This is a genomic window from Caballeronia sp. SL1002 (assembly GCF_057814995.1).
Window position 1 is genome coordinate 1,799,187 of record NZ_JBYMUW010000002.1, and the last position, 15,612, is coordinate 1,814,798.

Sequence of the window (15,612 nt, forward strand, 5' to 3'; positions counted from 1 at the left end):
ACATGCCAGTAAAACCTGAAACCCGCATGAGCGGCTCGCGCTTCGCGCCGGGACGCACGCGCGACGTCATCTGCCTCGGCCGCCTCGCGGTCGATCTGTACGCGCAGCAAGTCGGCGCGCGGCTCGAAGACGTCACGAGCTTCGCCAAGTATCTCGGTGGATCGTCGGCGAATATCGCGTTCGGCTGCGCGCGGCTCGGCCTGAATTCCGCGATGCTCGCGCGCGTCGGCAACGACCACATGGGCCGCTTCCTGACTGAAACGCTGCAGCGCGAAGGCTGCGATACGAGCCACGTTCGCATCGATCCCGAGCGCTTGACCGGGCTCGTGCTGCTCGGCCTGGAAGACCGCGACACGTTTCCGCTCGTGTTCTATCGCGAGAATTGCGCGGACATGGCCGTGGACGAGAACGATTTCGACGAAGCGTTCATCGCGTCGTCGAAGGCATTATTGATAACAGGTACGCACTTTTCGACCGAACAGGTCAATCGCACGAGCCGCCGCGCGCTCGATTACGCGCGCGCCAACGACGTGCGAACCGTGCTCGATATCGACTACCGGCCGGTGCTCTGGGGTCTGGCTAACAAGGCCGACGGCGAGACGCGCTTCGTCGCGAACGACGGCGTGACCGCGCACCTGCAGCGCATCCTGCCGCTGATCGACCTCGTGATCGGCACGGAAGAGGAATTCCGGATCGCGGGCGGCCAAGGCGATCTGATCGAGACGCTCATGGCCGTGCGCCGCGTGACGAACGCGACGCTTGTGGTAAAGCGCGGGCCGCTCGGCTGCTCGATCATCGAGGGCGATGTGCCCGCTTCCATCGACGACGCGCCGATTCATCGCGGCGTCGAAGTGGAAGTGCTGAACGTGCTGGGCGCGGGCGATGCGTTCGCGTCGGGCTTTCTCGCCGGATGGCTGCGCGACGAACCGAACGAAGCGTGCGCGGCGCGCGCGAACGCGTGCGGCGCGCTGGTGGTTTCGCGCCACGGCTGCGCGCCCGCGATGCCGACGCCCGCGGAACTCGATTACTTTCTCGATGCCGCGCGCGCGGACCCGCAACGCATGCGGCGTCCCGACCGCGATGCGACGCTCGCGCGGCTGCATCGCGTGACGCCCGCACGCACGCAATGGAGCGAAGTGCTCGGTTTCGCCTTCGATCATCGCAACCAGTTCTTCGATCTCGCGCAACGCACCGGCGCGAGCGAGGCGCGTATCGCGCAGTTGAAGGGACTGTTCGTCGAAGCGGTGGCCGCGACCGAACGTGAGCTGAATCTGCAAGGCGCGATCGGCGTGCTGATCGACGATCGCTACGGTCAGGACGCGCTGAACACGGCAACGGGACGCGGCTGGTGGATCGGCCGGCCGGTGGAATTGCCGGGTTCGATGCCGCTCGTCTTCGATCACGGCAGGTCGGTCGGCACGACGCTCGCGACCTGGCCGCGCGAGCATGTCGCGAAGTGTCTCGTGCAATATCACCCTGACCATCCGCACGAATTGCGGCTCGAACAGGAAGCGCAGATCCGCGCGCTTTACGACGCGACGCAGGCGAGCGGCCATGAATTGCTGCTTGAGATCATTCCGCCGAAGAACGGCCCGCCGCTCGCCGACGACACCGTGCTGCGCGCGCTCAAACGCCTCTACAACCTCGGCATCTATCCGGAATGGTGGAAGCTCGAACCGATGAGCGCGCGTCAATGGGAAGCGATCGATGCGCTGATCGCCGAGCGCGATCCGGCGTGCCGGGGTGTCGTGATGCTCGGCTTGTCGGCGGGTGTGGAGCAACTGTGCGACGGCTTTCTCGCGGCAGCCGAATCGAAGACGTGCCGTGGCTTTACCGTCGGCCGCACGATCTTCCATGAACCGAGCCATGCGTGGCTCGCTGGCGATATCGACGACGCCGAACTGATCGCGCGCGTGCGCCGGACATTCGAAACGCTGATCGGCGCATGGCGGGCGGCGCGCGCAGGACGTCCGCCACAGAACGCCGCGGCACGACAGGAGCAGGCAGCATGAACGAGCGCGCTACTCAAATCGAAGCGGCGTCGGGCACGATTCGCCTGAGCACCGCGCAGGCGCTCATCCGCTATCTCGCGGCGCAGCGCACGCCGGCAGGCGAGATGCTGTTCGGCGGCGTGTTCGCGATCTTCGGACATGGCAACGTCGCGGGCATCGGCGAGGCGCTTTATCAGCATCGCGAGGTATTGCCGACTTATCGCGCGCACAACGAACAGGGGATGGCGCATAGCGCGATCGCCTACGCGAAGGCGCATTTCCGACGCCGCATGATGGCGGTCACGACCTCCATCGGTCCCGGCGCGACGAACCTCGTCACCGCCGCCGCGCTCGCGCACGTGAACCGCTTGCCGGTGTTGCTGCTGCCTGGCGACATCTTCGTTTCACGGGCGCCGGACCCGGTGCTGCAGCAAATCGAAGATCCTCACGACGGCAACGTGTCGGTGAACGATGCACTGAAATCCGTCTCGCGTTATTTCGACCGTATCGTGCATCCGGCGCAATTGCTCTCCGCGTTGCCGCGCGCCATTCGCGTGCTCACCGACGCGGCGCTCTGCGGTCCCGTCACGCTCGCGCTGCCGCAGGACGTGCAGGCGATGGCGTTCGATTGTCCGGCGTCGTTCTTCGAGCCGCGCACGGTGCGCTTTCATGCGCCCGCGCCGCTTGCCGAAGAAATCGCGGAAGCGGCGGCGGCATTGCGGGCGTCGAAGAAGCCGCTGATCGTCTCGGGCGGCGGCGTGCTGTACGGCGAAGCCACCGATGCCTTGCGCGCGTTCGCCGAACGCCACGGCGTGCCGGTCGCGGAGACGCAGGCCGGCAAGAGCGCCCTGCCCTGGGATCACGCGCTGAACGCGGGCGGGATCGGCGTAACTGGCGGGACGGCTGCGAACACGCTCGCGAACGACGCCGATTGCGTGCTCGCCATCGGCACGCGGCTGCAGGATTTCACGACTGGCTCGAACACATTGTTCGCCGAGGCGCGGTTGATCGGCGTGAACGCCAATCCCTTCGATGCGATCAAACAAGGCGCAATTGCCGTGCAAAGCGATGCACGTCTCGCGCTCGACGCGCTGAGCGCCGCGCTTGGAACGTGGCGCGCGCCGTCGTCGTGGACTTCGCGCGGCGAAACGCTCGCCGACGAATGGCGCGCAACCGTCGCGCGAGTCACGCACACCGTGCCGCCCGACGGTGCGCTGCCGCGCGAAGCCGATGTGATCGGCGCAGTGCAGCGCTCGCATCCGCAATCGCCCGCGCACGATCTCGTCGTGTGCGCGGCAGGCACCTTGCCCGCCGATCTGCAGAAGCTCTGGCGCACGGCGCAACCGGGCGGCTATCACGTCGAATACGGCTACTCGTGCATGGGATACGAAATCGCGGGCGGCTTGGGTGCGAAGCTCGCGCGGCCGGATCGCGAAGTGATCGTGATGGTGGGCGACGGCAGCTATCTGCTGATGAACAGCGAACTCGCGACGAGCGTCATGCTGGGCGCGAAGATCATCGTCGTGTTGCTGGATAACCGTGGCTATGGCTGTATCAACCGGTTGCAGCAGGCATGTGGCGGCGCGCCGTTCAACAATCTCATCGACGATTGCAAGCAAGGGCCGCTCGGCGCGCCGCAAATCGACTTCGCGATGCACGCGCGTTCGCTCGGCGCAGCGGCGGAACACGTCACGACGCTCAACGAACTCACGGCGGCGATGCAGCGTGCGCGCGATTCTGACCGCAGCTATCTGATCAGCATCGACACCGACCCGGCGCGTTCGACGGAAGACGGCGGCTGGTGGTGGGAAGTCGCCGTGCCGGAAGTATCCGAGCGCCAGGCCGTGCGCGAGGCGCGCGGACGGTATGAAAAGGCAATCGGCGAGCGCGCCGGCAAGGTCGCGCAACGGGCTAGCAAGCGCACGACGCATCTCGGGGAATGACGCAATGACGACACTGAATGTACGCATCGGCATCAATCCGCTTTCGTGGATGAACGACGACCTGCCCTCGCTCGGCGGCGAGACGCCGTTATCGGTTGCGCTCACCGAAGGACGCGAAATCGGCTACGACGGGTTCGAGTTGGGCAACAAGTTTCCGCGCGAACCGCAAGCGCTCAAGTCGCTGCTCGGGAGCTACGATCTCGCGCTCGTCTCGGGCTGGTATTCGGGCAGGCTCGCGAAACGTAGCGCCGAGGAAGAGATCGCGGCGGTCGGCCCGCATCTCGAACTGCTCGCGAAAAACGGCGCGACCGTGATGGTCTACGGTGAAGTGGCGGACTCGATTCAGGGCGCGCCGCAACCGCTGTATCAGCGCCCGCGCTTCTTTTCCGACGCGCAGTGGCGCGAGTACGCCGAGCGTCTCGACACGTTCGCGGCCTACACGTTGAGCCACGGCGTGCGGCTCGCGTATCACCACCACATGGGCGCGTATGTGGAAACGCCCGCCGACGTCGACATGCTGATGAGCCTCACGAGCGACGACGTCGGCCTGCTGTTCGACGCGGGGCACATCACGTTCGCGGGCGGCGATCCGCTCGCGATGCTCGACAAGCACATCGCGCGCGTGTGTCACGTCCACTGCAAGGACGTGCGGCCCGAGATCGTGAAGCTCGCGCGCAATCGCAACTGGAGTTTTCTCGACGCGGTGATCAACGGTGCGTTCACCGTGCCGGGCGACGGCGCGGTGAATTTCCCGGCGATCATCGCGCGGCTCGCAGAGCACGGTTATAACGGCTGGCTGGTGGTGGAAGCGGAACAGGACCCGGTCATCGCGCCGAGCTACGCGTATGCCGAAAAGGGATATCGGACGCTGCGCGCGCTCGTCGATGAAAACATGAAGGAGGCAGCATGAGCTTGCTCGTCAAAGCATCGCGCGAAGGCCAGTCCATCGCGCGCGTCACACCCGAAACGGCGGGCTGGCGGCATGTCGGTTTCGCCGCGTACCGGCTCGAAACGGGCGACATCGTGCATGTGCATGAAGCAGCACGCGAAGTGTGCATCGTGGTGCTCTCGGGCACGGTCACGATAGAAGCCGGTGCGTTTCGCTGGGAGAAGATCGGCACGCGCGATACCGTGTTCGAGGACACCGCGCCGTATGCCGTGTACCTGCCGCCGAAACTCGCCGCAACCGTCCGCGCCGAGCGCGACGCCGAGGTTGGCGTCGCGAGCGCGCCCGCGATCGGACTGTACCCGCCGCGGCTGATCGAGCCTTCGCAGATGAAGCGCTCGGCGCGCGGCAAAGGTGCAAATACGCGATACGTATGCGATATTCTTCCGCAGACGGAGCCGGCCGAGGGCTTGCTCGTGGTCGAGGTGAAGACGCCCGGCGGTCACGCATCGAGCTATCCGCCGCACAAGCACGACCGCGACAACGTGCCGACGGAAAGCGCGCTGGAGGAAACGTATTACCACCGTCTCAACCCGCCGCAAGGCTTCGCGTTCCAGCGCGTCTATACCGACGAACGCGATCTGGACGAGACGATGGCGGTGGAAAATCACGACGTCGTGATGGTGCCGCGCGGCTACCATCCGGTGGTCGTGCCGTATGGCTACGACAATTATTATCTCAACGTGATGGCGGGCGACAAGCGCACGTGGCACTTTAAAAACGATCCCAAGCATGAGTGGATCGTGGAGCGGGATAGTAAAGCTTAAGTAAAACCTAAGCCGCCGAGAGCCACTCGCGGGCGATGCTCGCATCGCCCGCGAACACTTCTGCCGTGTCGTCGAACACGATCGCGCCATGCCCCATCACCGCCACGCGCGTGGCAAGCCCGCGCGCGATGGTCATCCTCTGCTCGATCAGCAGCATCGCCGTGCCGCGTTCCCGCAACTCGCGCAGACACGCCGCCACTTGCGCGATCACCTGCGGCGCGAGTCCTTCAGCGGGTTCGTCGATCACGACCAGTTGCGGATCGCCGAGCAGCGTTCGCGAGAGCGCGAGCATCTGCTGCTCGCCGCCCGACAGCACGCCCGCCTTCACGTTTTTGCGCTCGCGTAGCACGGGAAAAATCCGCTCGGCGTCGTCGATGGAAAAGCGCGGCGCACGCGACTGCATGCCGAGCGCTAAGTTCTCACGCACGGTCAGCGCGGGAAAGACATCGCGCTGTTCCGGCACGTAACCGAGCCCAAGCCTCGCGATCCGAAACGGCCGCAAGCCATTGAGCGACTCACCGCGAAACGTCATGCGCCCTTGCACGCGCACGAGTCCCATGATCGACTTCGCGAGCGTCGAGCGGCCCGAGCCGTTGCGCCCGGCAAGCGCGACGACCTCGCCTTCCGCGATGTTCAAATCGACGCCGTGCAGCACCTGACTCGCGCCATACCACGCGTTCAATCCCTCGATTTCAAGCAGCGCCCTCACGATGACGACTCCGCCGCATCGCCGAGATAGGCTTCCTGCACGGCGGCATCGCGGCGTGTTTCGTCGGGCGTCCCCGTCGCGATCACGCGACCGCGCACGAGCACCGAAATGCGATCCGCGAGGCCGAACACCGTCTGCATGTCATGCTCGACGATCAACAAGGTCTTGCCCGCCGTCGTTGCTCGTATCAACGCCACCGCGCGCGCACTTTCGGCGCGATTCATGCCCGCCGTGGGCTCGTCGAGAAGCAGCGTCGGCGCGCCCGTGGCGAGCGCGATGCCGAGGTCGAGCGCGCGTTGCTGCGCGTAGCCAAGATGCGCCGCCAGATCCTCGCGTTGCGCGGCAAGGCCGATTTCCTCAAGCAAGGACACGACCGATTCGTCGATGGCACGAGAACGCAGCCAGCGATCGCGAAGGCGCGTCGAACTTGCGCCGAGCATCGCGCAACGCAGGTTGTCGAACACCGAAAGCGCGCCGAACACGCGCGTCGTCTGGAAGCTGCGCGCCACGCCGAGACGGCTCACGCGATGCGGCGGCAAGCCGGCAATGTCTATCCCGTCGAGCAGCACGCGGCCATCGTCGAGACGCGTGCGTCCGGCGATCAAATCAAATAGCGTGGATTTGCCCGCGCCGTTCGGACCGATCAGCGCGTGACGTTCGCCTTGCCGCACGGTCAGATCGACGCCGCGCAAAATCTCGGTCGCCCCGAAGCGTTTGGTGACGTGACGCAATTCGAGCGCTGCGGTCATCGTTTTCTCCGACGCATCAGCAGACACGCGAGCGCCGCGCTCGCCGCCGCCACGAGCCACGGCGCGAGCGTCCGCCCGTTCATCGCGAATCCTGCGAGATGCGCGAAGCCGTCACCTGCCGGATCGAATTGAATGGCGTAGGCCAGTTCGGTCGCGATCACGATGCCGACCGACGCCGCGATTACGGCGGCCACGCCGCGCAAGGACGCGCCTCGCACGAGCGCGACCAGTCCACCGGGCGCCGCCACGACCACCCACACGAAAAAGAGTCCGAGATAAAAGAGCCACGCCGGCGTCACGCTCGCGGCCGCGACACTGAAAAACGTCAGCACGACCGCGCCTGCAACCGGCCCGAAGAACGACCCCGCGCCGCCGATCACCGTCGCGATCAGCACGCTGCCCGAGCGCGCAAGGCTCACGCCCTCCGCCGATGCCAGCTCCACGTTGATCAGCCCGAGCGTGCCTGCGATGCCCGCGAAGAACGCGGCGACGAGCGTCATCGTGAAGCGCACACGGCGAGGATCGACGCCAATCGATGCAGCGCGCGTGGCGTTGTCGCGTACCGCGTTCGCGAGCCGCACTTGCGGCGTTCGGGAGTACGCGTACATCGCGATGCACGCGGCCACGCACCACGCCGCGATCAGCGCATATGCCTCGCGCGCGGGGCCGAACGTCCACGCGCCGAGCAGCACACCGCGCGCGCGGTCGATCGACACGCCGCCCTCGCCGCCGAACCAGCCCGGCGCGAGCCAGATACCTGCCGCGACGAGTTCGCCGAGGCCGAGCGTGATCATCGCGTAGGTCGTGCCGGCGCGGCGTGTCGAGATGACACCGAACACCGCGCCCGCCAGTGCGCCCGCCGCGCCGCCGATCAGCGGCAACAGCGGCAGCGGCACGCTGTAGCGGTTGGATATCTGCGCCGCCGCGAAAGCACCGAGGCCGGAGTAAATCGCGTGACCGAAGGACAGCAGCCCAGTCTCGCCGAGCAGCAGATTGTAGGAAAGCGCGAACACGATCATCGCGGCGGTTTGCGCGAGATACGCGAGCAGCCAGCTTTGCGCCGAAAAGAACAGTGGCAGCAAGAGACCGGCGATCAGCAGAATCCAGGGCAGCCACGCCCGCTGGCGATCACGCGTCATCGTCGGCACGTTGCCCGAACAGACCGCGCGGACGCACGCTCAACATGCCGACCAGCAACAGATACGGCAACACGGGCGCGACCTGCGCTGCCGACAGCGCCGACCATTCGCGCGGCAACGTCGCGCCGAACGCGGCGGCCAGCGTGCCGAGCGACGCGCTGGATGCGACCGCGAAGGTCTGCACGCAGCCCACCAGCAGCGAAGCCGCGAGCGCGCCGCCAAGCGACCCCAGCCCGCCGATCACCACGACGACAAACACGATCGGCCCCATCGAATCGGCCATCGACGGTTCGATGACGGCGAGCGGAGCGCCGATCACGCCCGCCAGCGCCGCAAGCCCGGTGCCGACGGCGAAGACCGTTGTGAACACGCGCGGCACGTCGTGGCCGAGTGTCTCGACGGTCGCGGGATGCGTCAGCGCGGCGCGCACGATCAGCCCGGTTTTCGAAATGCGCAGCGTCGCCAGCAGCAGCACAAGTATCGCGACGGCGAGCGCCATCATGAACGCGCGATAACGCGGAAAAGCGGCACCGTATAGCGTGAAAAGCGGCCCGTCGAGGATGGCGGGCACGTTCGCCGCGAGCGGCGAGAGGCCCCACACGAGCTTGACCGCTTCCTCGATCAGATACGCCGCGCCGAACGTCAGCAGCAGTTCGCGCAGCGCGTTTTTGGTGCCCTGACTCGCCACACGTCGCAGCAGAAAACGCTCGAACAGCGCGCCGAGTGCGCCCACGACAAGCGGCGCCGCAATCAGCGCGAACCAGAAGCCGCCCCGAGCGGCGCACGCATAGCCGATGTACGCGCCGAGCATGTAGAAGCTCGCGTGCGCGAAGTTGAGCACGCCGAGCATGCTGAAAATGAGCGTCAGTCCCGCCGACAACATGAACAGTAGCAAGCCGACGCTCGCGCCGTTCAGAAGATTGATCGCGAACCACTGCGCGAACGGCTGCGCGCTCATCCGTTGGCGAGCGGTTTCAGCGCGGCGAGCAGCGTATCGGGCAACGGAACCGGACGACGCGTCGCGCGATCCACGTAGACATGCACGAAGTGACCTTGCGCGGCGGGCGAATCGGCGTTGGCGCTGAAGATCGCCACTTCGTAGCGCACGCTCGTCGTGCCGACCTTCGTCACGCGCAACCCCGCTTCGATGCGTTCCGGAAACGCGAGCGACGCGAAGTAGCTGCACTGCGTCTCGACCACCAGTCCGATCACCGGCCCCGCTTCGGGATCGAGCGCGCCATGGCGGATCAGATACTCGTTCACCACGGTATCGAAGTAGCTGTAGTAGACGACATTGTTGACGTGCCCGTACACGTCGTTATCCGACCAGCGCGTGGCGATCGAGAGAAAGTGCGGGAAATCCGCGCGCGTGGCGGGAACCGGCTTCGTCATCGTTACAGCGACGCCTTGAGCATCTGCCGATAATCGTCGGCGCTCGCCTCGCGCGGATTCGTCTTGTGGCAATGATCGGCGAGCGCGCCCTTGATGACCTTGTCGAACATGCTCTCGTCCACGCCCATCTGCGCGAGATGCGTCGGCAGGCCGAGCCGCGCGGTCATGTCGTGCACGGCTTGTGCGAGATCGGCGTGATCGGGCAGATTCATCGCGCGGCGCATGCGGGCGAAACGCCGCTCCGCGATCACGCTCGCCGCCGTTTCGTTAAAGCGCAGCACGGCAGGCAACACGACTGCGTTCAGCGTGCCGTGATGCAGCGACGTGCGCCCATTCACGGCCAGCCCGCCGAGCGGATGCGACAGCGAATGAACGCAGCCGAGACCCTTCTGAAACGCCATCGCGCCCTGCATCGACGCGCTCATCATGTTCAGACGCGCATCGCGATCCTGGCCGTCGTGCGTCGCCCGCTCGATATGCGCCCACGCGCGCTCCAGCCCGTCGAGCGCGATGCCGTCGGCGGGCGGATTGAACGCGGGCGCAAGGAACGTTTCGATGCAGTGCGCGATCGCGTCCATGCCGGTCGCGGCGGTGAGGCCGGACGGCAGGCCGAGCGTGAGCGATGGATCGCAGATGGCGGATTTCGGCAGCAGATGCCACGAATGAAAACCGAGCTTGCGGCCATCCGCGAGAATGATGATCGCGCCGCGCGCCACTTCGCTGCCCGTGCCCGCCGTGGTCGGCACGGCGATGAGCGGCGCGGCGCGCTCGGTGATCTTGTTGCTGCCGCCTTCGATGGTCGCGTATTCGGTGAGCGTTCCCGCGTGCGTCGCGGCAATCGCGACGCCTTTCGCCAGGTCGATCGACGACCCGCCGCCCACCGCGATCAGCCCATCGCAATCTTCCCGCCGATACTGCTCGGCGGCTTTCATCACCATCGCTTCGGTCGGATTCGACGGTGTTTCGTCGAACACCGGCAGCGCGCCGAAACGGGCCGCGTCCACGACTTGCGCCGCGAGACCGGCCGCCGCCACGCCTTTATCGGTGATGACGAGCGGCCGTTTGATACCGATCCGCGCGCACTCGGATTCGAGCATCGAAAGCGCGTCGTAGCCGAGATGAACGTGCGTGAGATAGAAGATGAAGGCCATGACGTGTCCTGCCCCGGGAGTAGTGCCGCGAAAGTGCCGCGAAAGTGCCGCGAGAGAACTCAAGCGGCGGTAAGCGATGTTAGGAGCCGCGCGCGAGGCGTGTCAATCGGCGCTAGCGCGGACGCGAACGCGAACGCGCTTACTGTCCCGGACGCTCCACGTATTCGTAGGGCAGATTGCGCGCGCGCATCCATTGCGCGACGGCGTGACCGGTTCCCGCGCGCCACGGCCGCAGATTCGCCGGTTCGACGAGCCGGTATTCGAGCAGTTCCGGCGAGAGCGCGATCGTCCCCGACGCCTTCACGTGATACGCGATGATCAGTTCGTTCTTGCGCATGAATTCGTACACGCCGACGAGTTCCACCGAGTCCGCGACCAGCGACGTTTCCTCCAGCACCTCGCGCGCGATGCCCTCTTCCGGCGTCTCGCCGTTTTCAAGGAATCCGGTGATCAGCGCGAACATGCCTTCGGGCCACGCGGCGTTGCGCGCGAGCAGAATGCGCCCCTCATATTCGACGATCGCCGCGACCACCGGCAGCGGATTGTTCCAGTGCGTGAAGTGGCCCTCGGGACAGGCGAGGCGCACGCGCCCGCCTTCGTGCGAGGCATCGGCGCGTTCGATCAGTTCGCGTGCGCACTGCGGGCAGTATCGGTATTCGCTCATGGCGGGCGGCGCTCAGGCGCTTGCAAGATTGGCGCAGAGTGCGCGGATTTCATCGGTGAAGCGTTCGACCGTTTCGGGCAGCGTGTCCCACGCGCACATCAGGCGGCAGCCGCCCGAGCCGATGAACTGATAGAACTTCCAGCCCGTTTGGCGCAACGCGGCGGCGACCGCAGGCGGCAATTCCGCGAACACCGCGTTCGATTGCGGCTTGAACAGCACGTTCACTTGGCGGATCGCAGCGAGACGCTCGGCCATCAACTGCGCCATCGCGTTCGCATGGCGCGCGTTGCGCAGCCAGACGTCGTTGTCCAGCAGACCGAGCCAGGGCGCGGAGATGAAGCGCATCTTCGAGGCCAACTGACCCGCCTGTTTCAGCCGGTACGCGAAATCGGCGGCGAGCGCCTTATCGAAGAACACGACTGCTTCGCCCACCGGCAAACCGTTCTTCGTGCCACCGAAACACAGCACGTCCACGCCCGCGCGCCACGTGATCTCCGACGGATGCACATCGAGCGCGGCGACCGCGTTCGCGAAGCGCGCGCCGTCCATGTGCACTTTCAGATGCCGCCGTTTCGCGATCGCCGCGATGGCGCGTATTTCTTCGACGGTGTACACGGTGCCCACTTCCGTCGATTGCGTGAGCGTGACGACCTTCGGCTTCGGATAGTGGATATCGGCGCGCTTCGTGACAATCGCCTCGATCGCGTCGGGCGTGAGCTTGCCGTTCTCGCCCGGCGCGGTCAGCAGCTTCGAGCCGCCCGAGAAGAACTCGGGGCCGCCGCATTCGTCGGTTTCGATGTGCGCGAGTTCGTGGCAGATCACCGAGTGATACGACTGGCACAACGACGCGAGCGCCAGCGAATTCGCCGCCGTGCCGTTGAACACGAAGAACACTTCGCAATCCGTCTGGAACAGCGTGCGAATGCGGTCGCACACCTGGTTGGTCCATGAGTCGTCGCCGTAAGCCGGCTCGTGGCCGCTGTTGTTGGCTTCGATCAGCGCGGCAAGCGCTTCCGGGCAGATGCCCGCGTAGTTGTCGGAGGCGAAATGTTGCATGCGGTCGATGGCGTGGGCTTGCGAGGAATGACGCGCCGCTAAGGGCGCGCGGGCTGGCGGCCATTCTAACGGCTTCGTCGTGAATGCGTTGGAGCGAGCGAGACTCAAGCGGCGTTCGTGACCGGCACTTCGGGCGGCGCTTCGGTGAGCGCTTGATCCCGCCCGAGCAACGCATCGCGTAGCGCATCGAGCGCCGCCGACCGGTGGCCGCGCCGCCAGATCAGCAAGGTGTCGATGGCGCCGTCCGCGCCGAGCGAATGCAGCGCGATGTTCTCGCCGAGCGCGCCGAGCGCGAGCACCGAACGCGGCGCGACCGCCACGCCGACGCCCGCCGCCACGCACGCGACGATCGAATGGTACGAGCCGAGTTCGAGCACGCGCTCGGGGCGCAGGCCGTTCGCGTCGTACCAGCGCTGCGCATGCGCCCGATAAGCACAGCCGCGCTCGAACGCGATCAGCGTGCTCAGCGCGAGATCGCGCGACGTGCGGATCGGACGGTGACCGCGCGGCGTGAGCAGAACGAGTTCTTCGCGAAAGATCGGCAGGCTGTCGAAGTGATCGTCGAGCCACGCATCGCCTTCGGCCGGGCGCGCAACCAGCGCCGCGTCGAGTTCGAAATTGCGCACCCGGTCGATCAAATCGCGCGTCACGCCGGTCGTCAATTCCAGCATGACCTCCGGCCAGCGCTGGTGATAATTCGCCAGCACGGGCGGCAGCCGGCTCGCCGCCGTGCTTTCCATCGTGCCGAGGCGCAAGCGGCCATGCGGACGGCTTTCGGTGACGGCGTGGCGCGCTTCATCGGCGAGCGCGAGCAGGCGCTCCGCATACGGCAGCAGCGTTTCGCCGGCGGGTGTCAGCACGAGGCGGCGGCCATCGCGCACGAAAAGCGGCGTGCCGAGTTGCTCCTCCAGTTGCCGGATGCGCGTCGTCACGTTCGATTGCACCCGGTTGAGCTTGCGCGCGGCCCGCGTCACGCCGTTCTCGCGGACGACCGCCCGGAAAATGTTCAGCGCTGCCAGATCCATTGCATCTCTCCTTGTGATACATCGAATCTCGATTATTCATTTTTCAGGATCGCCTGGTCAAGCTAGGATGGGCTTTTCGCTCGAAGGTCGCCGTCATGTCCGCTCTCAATTCAGATCGTCTCGCGCGCGCCACGCCCGATCCCGCGCGCACGGCCGCCATCGCCTGCGCGGTCGTACTGGCGGTCGCGCTCGGGGTCGGGCGTTTCGCGTTCACGCCCCTTTTACCGCTGATGCTCAAAAGCGGCGCGCTCGATATCCGGCACGGCGGCTGGCTCGCGTCGTTCAACTACGCAGGCTATTTCGTGGGCGCGCTGTCGTGCGCGGCAATCCGCGTCGATCATGCCCGCATGGTCCGTTTCGGACTCGCCGCGACCGTCGTCCTGACGCTCGCGATGGGCGCGATCGATACGTTCTGGCTCTGGGCCGCCGTGCGTTTCGTGGCGGGCGCACTGAGCGCGTGGACGTTCGTGTTCGCGTCGCAGTGGGGTTTGCGGCGGCTCGCGGAACTCGGCGCGCACGGCTGGAGCGGCGTGATCTACGCGGGACCGGGCGTGGGGATCGTGTTGACGGGACTGCTCGGCGCGGCGGCGAGCGCGGCGTCGATGGGCGCGCCGGCCGTGTGGATCGGCTTCGGCGTGTTGTCGGCGGTGGCGGGCGCGGCCGTGTGGCGCGCGTTCGACGCACGTCCGGTTCAGGCACCGGACGTCACGAAAACGCCGCTTATCGCCGATCCTGCCGCGCATCGCGCTGAATCTGCGTGGCTCGTGGTGCTGTATGGGCTGGCCGGGTTCGGCTACATCATCACCGCGACGTTTTTGCCGGTGATCGCGCGGCATGCTCTGCCGGGTTCACCGTGGCCGGATCTGTTCTGGCCGATTTTCGGCGTGGCGTTGATCGCAGGCGCGTTGCTCGCCGCGCGCTTGCCGCTCCACTGGGACAATCGCGCGCTGCTTGCGGGCGGCTACGTGTTGCAGGCAATGGGAATCGCGTCGGGAATCGTGTTTCCGAGCACGCTGGGTTTCGCCATCGGCAGCGTGCTGATCGGCCTGCCGTTCACCGCGATCACCCTCTTCGCGATGCGCGAAGCGCGCCGCCTGCACGGCGAGCGCGCCGCCGGCCTTATGGGCTATGCGACCGCCGCGTATGGACTCGGGCAGATCGCCGGGCCGATCGTCGCCGCGCCGATCGCCGCGCATACCGGCTCGTTTTCGATCGCGCTGGGACTCGCGGCGGCTGCGTTGTTGGCGGGAAGCGCGGGTTTGGCGTGGGTCGCGCTGCGGTATCGCGAGCGGTAATTACCGGCTCGCGATAGCAGCGCAAATTCGAGCGTTACTTCGCTGCCGGCTGGCTCGCGGCATTCGCTTGCTGCGCCTTCTTTTCCTTCTTGCCGGCCTCATGATGGCCGATCGCACAGCCCGCCACCGCGCCAGTCGTACCGTGCTTGCCGGCCACGTGTCCCGCGACGCCGCCCACCGCCGCGCCTTCGACACAGCCTTCAGCGCGCGCCGCGCCGCTCACCAGAATCAGGGTTGAAAGAAGGCCAGTTGCGCAGATTTTCCAGTTCATCGTTTTTATCTCCGTAGTTGATGCATTCGCGCGAGAGATGCGCTTGCACTGAACATGCATCGCACGAGATGTACCTGACAGCCCGTAAGAAAGCGCATCAACGGATGTATTAACACTGCTGATACAGAGGAGCGAAAACGCCTAGCGTCGACATTTCGGATGAGTTTCAGCCGGACGCTCGGAAGGCTGCGCATCCTTGCGCCTGTTTCGAAGCGGACATCACAAACATCAAGGTGACAGCAATGCCTGTTCAAACCCCGAAGCGTTGGGGAAATAGCCTGGCAGTTCGTATTCCGGCGAATATCGCCAGTGAGGTGGAGTTCTCGGAGGGTCAGGAAGTGGACGTTCAGGTCGAGGAGGGACAGGTGCTCGTGCGTCCGTACAGCGCGATCCGGCGCTTTTCCCGCGAACGGTATGGGCAGCAGCTTCGCGATGCAACGCTGAACAGGCGACGCACGGCGAACTCGCAGCAGCGCGATACGCGGTGAGAGTGTTCCTGAATCTGTGAGACGAA

At 66.0% G+C, this 15,612-nt stretch carries 16 protein-coding genes; 6 read left to right on the top strand and 10 right to left on the bottom strand.

The window, feature by feature from the left end; translation table 11 throughout:
* Window positions 1–2: 2 nt before the first annotated feature.
* The 4 genes from AC3D25_RS10850 to iolB are packed head-to-tail and all read left to right on the top strand — an operon-like array spanning window position 3 to window position 5,647.
* A complete protein-coding gene (locus AC3D25_RS10850; RefSeq protein ID WP_488888406.1) occupies window positions 3–2,012 on the top strand; it encodes a bifunctional 5-dehydro-2-deoxygluconokinase/5-dehydro-2-deoxyphosphogluconate aldolase in 2,010 nt (669 codons plus the stop codon).
* Window positions 2,009–3,934, top strand: a complete 1,926-nt coding sequence (gene iolD, locus AC3D25_RS10855; protein ID WP_488888407.1) for a 3D-(3,5/4)-trihydroxycyclohexane-1,2-dione acylhydrolase (decyclizing) — start codon at window positions 2,009–2,011, stop codon at window positions 3,932–3,934. Before AC3D25_RS10850 ends, iolD begins: the two co-directional genes overlap by 4 nt.
* Before the next feature lie 4 nt (window positions 3,935–3,938).
* Entirely contained in the window at window positions 3,939–4,844 is a 906-nt protein-coding gene (gene iolE, locus AC3D25_RS10860; protein ID WP_488888408.1) for a myo-inosose-2 dehydratase, read from the top strand.
* Window positions 4,841–5,647 carry a 5-deoxy-glucuronate isomerase gene (gene iolB, locus AC3D25_RS10865; protein WP_488888409.1) on the top strand — a complete coding sequence of 269 codons (807 nt, stop codon included), beginning with the start codon at window positions 4,841–4,843 and terminating at the stop codon, window positions 5,645–5,647. Before iolE ends, iolB begins: the two co-directional genes overlap by 4 nt.
* A 7-nt stretch (window positions 5,648–5,654) precedes the next feature.
* Here the strand turns inward: iolB and AC3D25_RS10870 are convergent, their stop codons facing one another.
* The 9 genes from AC3D25_RS10870 to AC3D25_RS10910 form a co-directional block, all read right to left on the bottom strand.
* Entirely contained in the window at window positions 5,655–6,356 is a 702-nt protein-coding gene (locus AC3D25_RS10870; RefSeq protein ID WP_488888410.1) for an ABC transporter ATP-binding protein, read from the bottom strand.
* Window positions 6,353–7,105, bottom strand: a complete 753-nt coding sequence (locus AC3D25_RS10875; RefSeq protein ID WP_488888411.1) for an ABC transporter ATP-binding protein — start codon at window positions 7,103–7,105, stop codon at window positions 6,353–6,355. Before AC3D25_RS10875 ends, AC3D25_RS10870 begins: the two co-directional genes overlap by 4 nt.
* The gene (locus AC3D25_RS10880; protein ID WP_488888412.1) at window positions 7,102–8,244 is read right to left on the bottom strand and encodes a branched-chain amino acid ABC transporter permease; all 1,143 of its coding nucleotides are present in this window, start codon (window positions 8,242–8,244) and stop codon (window positions 7,102–7,104) included. Before AC3D25_RS10880 ends, AC3D25_RS10875 begins: the two co-directional genes overlap by 4 nt.
* Window positions 8,234–9,202: a branched-chain amino acid ABC transporter permease gene (locus tag AC3D25_RS10885; protein ID WP_488888413.1), complete on the bottom strand. Its 969-nt coding sequence runs from the start codon at window positions 9,200–9,202 to the stop codon at window positions 8,234–8,236. The genes AC3D25_RS10880 and AC3D25_RS10885 overlap by 11 nt, the downstream gene beginning before the upstream one ends.
* Window positions 9,199–9,636, bottom strand: coding sequence for an acyl-CoA thioesterase (locus AC3D25_RS10890; protein ID WP_488888414.1), 438 nt, complete (start codon window positions 9,634–9,636; stop codon window positions 9,199–9,201). The genes AC3D25_RS10885 and AC3D25_RS10890 overlap by 4 nt, the downstream gene beginning before the upstream one ends.
* A 2-nt stretch (window positions 9,637–9,638) precedes the next feature.
* A complete protein-coding gene (locus AC3D25_RS10895) occupies window positions 9,639–10,787 on the bottom strand; it encodes an iron-containing alcohol dehydrogenase (protein WP_488888415.1) in 1,149 nt (382 codons plus the stop codon).
* A gap of 139 nt (window positions 10,788–10,926) precedes the next feature.
* Window positions 10,927–11,451 (bottom strand): NUDIX domain-containing protein, encoded by a 525-nt coding sequence (locus AC3D25_RS10900; RefSeq protein ID WP_488888416.1) that lies wholly within the window; start codon window positions 11,449–11,451, stop codon window positions 10,927–10,929.
* 12 nt (window positions 11,452–11,463) lie between these two features.
* On the bottom strand, window positions 11,464–12,507 hold the full coding sequence (locus AC3D25_RS10905) for a threonine aldolase family protein (protein ID WP_488888417.1): 1,044 nt from the start codon (window positions 12,505–12,507) through the stop codon (window positions 11,464–11,466).
* Between the two features lie 104 nt (window positions 12,508–12,611).
* The gene (locus tag AC3D25_RS10910; protein WP_488888418.1) at window positions 12,612–13,532 is read right to left on the bottom strand and encodes a LysR family transcriptional regulator; all 921 of its coding nucleotides are present in this window, start codon (window positions 13,530–13,532) and stop codon (window positions 12,612–12,614) included.
* A 95-nt stretch (window positions 13,533–13,627) separates the two neighbouring features.
* Here AC3D25_RS10910 and AC3D25_RS10915 point away from each other — a divergent pair, with 95 nt between their 5' ends.
* The gene (locus AC3D25_RS10915) at window positions 13,628–14,827 is read left to right on the top strand and encodes a YbfB/YjiJ family MFS transporter (protein WP_488888419.1); all 1,200 of its coding nucleotides are present in this window, start codon (window positions 13,628–13,630) and stop codon (window positions 14,825–14,827) included.
* A gap of 34 nt (window positions 14,828–14,861) precedes the next feature.
* On the opposite strand, the gene AC3D25_RS10920 is transcribed toward AC3D25_RS10915, so the two are convergent.
* Complete coding sequence (locus AC3D25_RS10920; RefSeq protein WP_488888420.1) at window positions 14,862–15,098, bottom strand: hypothetical protein; 237 nt, start codon at window positions 15,096–15,098, stop codon at window positions 14,862–14,864.
* 242 nt (window positions 15,099–15,340) lie between these two features.
* Between AC3D25_RS10920 and AC3D25_RS10925 the strand changes: the two genes are divergently transcribed.
* Entirely contained in the window at window positions 15,341–15,586 is a 246-nt protein-coding gene (locus AC3D25_RS10925; protein ID WP_488888421.1) for an AbrB/MazE/SpoVT family DNA-binding domain-containing protein, read from the top strand.
* The last annotated feature ends 26 nt before the right edge of the window (window positions 15,587–15,612 follow it).

What these genes read in the sequence shown, in the direction of transcription:
- AC3D25_RS10850 (WP_488888406.1), top strand. Translation starts at nt 3, where the DNA reads ATGCCAGTAAAACCTGAAACCCGCATGAGCGGCTCGCGCTTCGCGCCG.
- iolD (WP_488888407.1), top strand. Translation starts at nt 2,009, where the DNA reads ATGAACGAGCGCGCTACTCAAATCGAAGCGGCGTCGGGCACGATTCGC.
- iolE (WP_488888408.1), top strand. Translation starts at nt 3,939, where the DNA reads ATGACGACACTGAATGTACGCATCGGCATCAATCCGCTTTCGTGGATG.
- iolB (WP_488888409.1), top strand. Translation starts at nt 4,841, where the DNA reads ATGAGCTTGCTCGTCAAAGCATCGCGCGAAGGCCAGTCCATCGCGCGC.
- AC3D25_RS10875 (WP_488888411.1), bottom strand. Translation starts at nt 7,105, where the DNA reads ATGACCGCAGCGCTCGAATTGCGTCACGTCACCAAACGCTTCGGGGCG.
- AC3D25_RS10880 (WP_488888412.1), bottom strand. Translation starts at nt 8,244, where the DNA reads ATGACGCGTGATCGCCAGCGGGCGTGGCTGCCCTGGATTCTGCTGATC.
- AC3D25_RS10885 (WP_488888413.1), bottom strand. Translation starts at nt 9,202, where the DNA reads ATGAGCGCGCAGCCGTTCGCGCAGTGGTTCGCGATCAATCTTCTGAAC.
- AC3D25_RS10890 (WP_488888414.1), bottom strand. Translation starts at nt 9,636, where the DNA reads ATGACGAAGCCGGTTCCCGCCACGCGCGCGGATTTCCCGCACTTTCTC.
- AC3D25_RS10895 (WP_488888415.1), bottom strand. Translation starts at nt 10,787, where the DNA reads ATGGCCTTCATCTTCTATCTCACGCACGTTCATCTCGGCTACGACGCG.
- AC3D25_RS10900 (WP_488888416.1), bottom strand. Translation starts at nt 11,451, where the DNA reads ATGAGCGAATACCGATACTGCCCGCAGTGCGCACGCGAACTGATCGAA.
- AC3D25_RS10905 (WP_488888417.1), bottom strand. Translation starts at nt 12,507, where the DNA reads ATGCAACATTTCGCCTCCGACAACTACGCGGGCATCTGCCCGGAAGCG.
- AC3D25_RS10910 (WP_488888418.1), bottom strand. Translation starts at nt 13,532, where the DNA reads ATGGATCTGGCAGCGCTGAACATTTTCCGGGCGGTCGTCCGCGAGAAC.
- AC3D25_RS10915 (WP_488888419.1), top strand. Translation starts at nt 13,628, where the DNA reads ATGTCCGCTCTCAATTCAGATCGTCTCGCGCGCGCCACGCCCGATCCC.
- AC3D25_RS10920 (WP_488888420.1), bottom strand. Translation starts at nt 15,098, where the DNA reads ATGAACTGGAAAATCTGCGCAACTGGCCTTCTTTCAACCCTGATTCTG.
- AC3D25_RS10925 (WP_488888421.1), top strand. Translation starts at nt 15,341, where the DNA reads ATGCCTGTTCAAACCCCGAAGCGTTGGGGAAATAGCCTGGCAGTTCGT.